The sequence below is a fragment of the Paenibacillus sp. E194 genome, assembly GCF_000935845.1.
Taxonomy (GTDB): Bacteria; Bacillota; Bacilli; order Paenibacillales; family Paenibacillaceae; genus Paenibacillus_B; species Paenibacillus_B alvei_B.
The window spans coordinates 1-4283 of the sequence record NZ_JMDX01000362.1 but is presented as its reverse complement, the minus strand read 5'-3'; the positions used below and the strand labels follow the sequence as shown (position 1 = coordinate 4283).

The 4283-nt window shown below is 52.1% G+C and carries 4 protein-coding genes; all 4 read left to right on the top strand.

Annotation, left to right across the window (positions count from 1 at the left end; all coding sequences use genetic code 11):
* Window positions 1–124: 124 nt before the first annotated feature.
* Window positions 125–343, top strand: a complete 219-nt coding sequence (gene rpoZ, locus AZ66_RS27365) for a DNA-directed RNA polymerase subunit omega (RefSeq protein WP_021262561.1) — start codon at window positions 125–127, stop codon at window positions 341–343.
* Window positions 344–631: 288 nt separating this feature from the next.
* Window positions 632–1528 carry a bifunctional phosphopantothenoylcysteine decarboxylase/phosphopantothenate--cysteine ligase CoaBC gene (gene coaBC, locus AZ66_RS27360; RefSeq protein WP_442950329.1) on the top strand — a complete coding sequence of 299 codons (897 nt, stop codon included), beginning with the start codon at window positions 632–634 and terminating at the stop codon, window positions 1526–1528.
* Window positions 1413–1967, top strand: coding sequence for a phosphopantothenoylcysteine decarboxylase domain-containing protein (locus AZ66_RS33970; protein ID WP_442950328.1), 555 nt, complete (start codon window positions 1413–1415; stop codon window positions 1965–1967). Before coaBC ends, AZ66_RS33970 begins: the two co-directional genes overlap by 116 nt.
* A gap of 13 nt (window positions 1968–1980) precedes the next feature.
* Window positions 1981–4283, top strand: a 2303-nt coding sequence (gene priA / locus AZ66_RS27355; RefSeq protein ID WP_044357793.1) for a primosomal protein N', incomplete at its 3' end; no start/stop codon positions are given.

The window sequence follows — 4283 nt, the reverse complement described above, 5'->3', positions numbered from 1 at the left end:
TATCCCTGTGTGCCTTGTCACGGTTGTTAGAAGAGAGCGGCTTCTACAACGTAGATAAACGGCATATATTGTCTGTTGGGCGTCTGCGTCAGAAGTGAGGATACGAAAAAAGGAGTGCTGAACCATGCTTTATCCTTCCATTGATGAATTGATGAAAAAGGTTGACAGTAAATATTCTTTGGTAGTTGCAGCTTCACGCCGTGCGCGCCAATTGCGTGAAGGCGGTCGTACGGAATTGAAAAACCAAAAATCCCATAAACAAGTGGGCGTGGCTTTGGAAGAAATTTATGGCGATTACATTCACACAGAGCAAGACCATAGTCAGCTTCAACCAGGTGAATAAACACAACTGCAAATGCGAGCTGGAAGGCTTGGTCAGAGAATGAGGCACGAGTTGACCAGCGGCGCATAGCAGGACGGAAGTTCATACAAGTTTGAAAAAGGATAACAACCGCAAGGTTGTTATTTTTTTCAAGAAGAAGGAACAAGGAAGTACTGTAATAGCAATAATTCCTAAAGAATGATACGTTCGGCGGCATATCTGGCCGATTAATCGCCATGCAGTATGGTCATGAATAGCTAGCGGCAAAGGGGATGTCGGCATGTCGGCTGAACGGAAAGGCGGGATACAATGTTGCAAGGGAAAACGATAGTGCTCGGAGTTACTGGAGGCATTGCCGCTTATAAAGCTGCTGCCTTGTGCAGCAAGCTGAAGCAGGAAGGTGCAGAGGTTCACGTCATTATGACGAAATCGGCAACGGAATTCATTACCGAGTTGACTTTCCAAACGCTATCTCGTCATCTCGTATATACAGATACGTTTGACGAGAGGGATGCATCTATCGTCTCTCATATTGACTTGGCCGATCGGGCTGATCTGATTCTAGTAGCACCTGCAACAGCGAATGTAATTGGGAAGATGGCACACGGGCTTGCGGATGATATGCTGACGACAACGCTGCTCGCAACGACGGCTCCTGTCATTGTTGCGCCAGCGATGAATGTACATATGTATGTCCATCCCGCAGTTCAGCATAACATGGGGATGCTGCGCGAGCGTGGAGTCCACTTCATAGAGCCAGAAGAGGGCCTTCTCGCCTGCGGCTATACAGGCAAGGGAAGAATGGCAGAGCCCGAGCATATCATCGAGCAGCTCAAGCAGTGGATGGCTTCCAACAAGCTGCCTGAGAGATCCGGGCTGAGCAATGTGATGACAAGCGTCAAGTCGAATGGCTCTGGAGTACCGACAGAAGCTGCTGCACAAGAAGAACTTCTTCTATATGGCAAAACGGTACTTGTCACAGCTGGCGGAACTGTTGAACGAATTGACCCCGTTCGCTATATAACGAATGATTCCTCTGGCAAGATGGGGTTTTGCTATCGCAGAGGCAGCGCGAAATATGGGGGCTCAGGTGGTCGTAGTAGCAGGACAAACGCAAGTATGTCCGCCAGATGGGGTAACGATTGTCCGCGTGGAATCCACACAGGATATGTACGAGGAAGTCATGAGCCGCTATCCAGAGATTGATCTGGTTGTAAAGACAGCAGCAGTTGCGGACTATCGTCCGGTCGCACGGGCACCTCAAAAGTTGAAAAAGACCGGGGAACGTCTCATCATTGAGTTGGAACGGAACCCGGATATTTTAGAAGAGCTTGGGCGTCAAAAGTCGAAGCAATTCCTCGTTGGCTTTGCCGCAGAGACGGAGCATGTTGATCAATATGCGGCAGATAAGCTGCGCCGCAAACGGCTTGATCTCATTGTTGCGAATGATGTATCGCGAACAGAAGGCGGATTTGGATCTGATAACAATGAGGTATCGATTTATGACGCGGAAGGTCTTGTAGAACGAATTCCGCTTATGGCGAAGAGCGGGGTTGCGAAGCGTATATTGCAGTTGGCGGCATCGAGAATGAAGGATCCGACCCGGTTGCAGGCAGGCGCTAAAGAGGTGCATCCGATTGAGTAGTGAACATGACTGGATGCCTGCACATGAGCCTTTATTCCATGCGGTGGGGGCCACAGTCTTGGATGAAGGAACTCGCTGCAATGTGGCTCAGGTCATTGTTGATGTATCTAGCAAGGCAACGAATCGCCCATTTGATTATGCAGTGCCGCAGGATATGGAGGCATGGCTCGAAATTGGCAGCAGAGTTGGGGTTCCTTTTGGCGGGAGAACCGTACAAGGATTCGTCATCGGACTGTCAGATACGACGGATGTGCCGAAGTCTAGATTGAAGCCCATCCAGCAGCTGCTCGACATTGTGCCTCCTCTCCGTCCTGATTTGGTGCAGCTAGCGAAGTGGATGAGTGACCGCTATGTCTGCACCTTGACGGCTGCGCTGCAGGTTATGATTCCCGGCGCAATGAAGGGCAAACGGGAGAAGGCTGTTCAACTTGGGGAAGATGCGGTGCTGTATTTGCATCACACACGCCTTCATGAAGAGCAGATGAAGGCTGACGATCCTTCAATTGTGGACATGCGGCTTCCCGATCAACTTGAGCTGATGCCGCATAAACTGCTTGCGGACAGCCTAACCCCTGAACTGCTTGCTTATGTAGAACGGAACGAGCCAATCGCTGCCGATAAGCTGCTGCAGGGATTCCCAGCCGGAGCCGCCCTAATCAAAGAGGCGATGCAGCACGGGTGGCTCGTGGAGACGGAACGAATTAAAGATCGTATCGGCGTGAAGAAGCTGAAGCGTGTTCGCCTTGCTGTGGAACCGGATCAGGCTGAGCAAGCAGCGGTGGAGATTGGCGCTCGCGCTCGCCGTCAGCAGGAATTGCTTCAGCAGCTTCTTGAATTCGGCGGGGAACTTCCGCTTCGCTCGCTCAATGCTTCTGCGGTGAAAGCCTTGGAAGGCAAAGGATTGGTCGTCGTCGATGAGGTTGAGGTTATGCGTGATCCATACGCCGACCGGCGCTTCAAGCCGACCCAGCCGCTGCCTCTAACAGAAGAGCAGCAGGGCGTTCTAAGCCGAATTACTGAAACGCTGGATGAGGGCTGTGCACAATCATTTCTTCTCCACGGCGTGACCGGAAGCGGCAAGACAGAAGTATACTTGCAGGCAATCGACCGCTGTCTCCGTTCCGGCAGACAAGCGATCGTGCTGGTACCGGAAATATCACTGACCCCTCAAATGGTGGAGCGGTTCAAGGGGAGATTCGGCTCAAAGGTGGCTGTTATGCACAGTCGCCTGTCCCAAGGGGAGCGTTACGATGAGTGGAGGAAAATACGAGAGCGGCGCGTTCAGGTCGCGATTGGAGCGCGTTCTGCCATATTTGCTCCATTTGAGCATATCGGTCTTATCATTATGGACGAAGAGCATGAAACCTCTTATAAGCAGGAGGAGACACCGAAGTATCATGCCCGGGATGTGGCCGTAGAGAGAGCTAGACTGCATGACGCTGTTGTTGTGCTTGGATCAGCAACGCCCTCTATGGAGACGTATTACGCAGCCAAGCTTCATGGATATGAAGCTCCGCCATCAGGGCTGGAGCCGCCAGCTTGGAATTTGGCTCCGCTGGCCATGCCAACTCGCGTTGGTGGCAGAGCGCTTCCTCCCGTGACGATTGTGGATATGCGTGAGCAGTTGAAGATAGGCAATCGCTCAATGTTCAGCGCTCCGCTGGAGAAGGCGCTGGAGGAGCGGATCGAACGGGGAGAGCAGACAGTTCTGCTGTTGAATCGACGCGGTTACTCCACATTCGTGATGTGCCGGACATGTGGGTATGTTGCCCAATGTCCTGAATGTGATATTTCGCTGACTTATCATATGAAGTCTGGGCATATGCGCTGTCATTATTGTGGGTATGCGGAACGGGCACCCGTCGTCTGTCCCTCATGCGAAAGCGAGCATATACGCTACTTTGGCACAGGGACGCAGCGTGTTGAAGAGCAGCTAGCCAAGCGTTTTCCAGGCATACGTGTCATTCGGATGGACGTGGACACGACGACGGAGAAGGGATCGCATGAACGTCTGCTAGCCCAGTTCGGTGAACGTAAGGCAGATGTACTGCTGGGGACACAGATGGTCGCGAAGGGACTTGATTTCCCTTATGTGACATTGGTAGGTGTTATCGCTGCGGATTCTGCCCTGCACATGCCGGATTTCCGAGCGGCGGAGAAGACATTCCAGCTTCTTACGCAGGTCGCAGGCCGTGCAGGCAGACATCAGCTGCCAGGCGAAGTAATTGTACAGACGTATGCACCGGAACATTACTCCATTACCCATGCTGCCCAGCATGATACTCAGCTTTCGCCTCTGACTGAGCTAAGGCATAG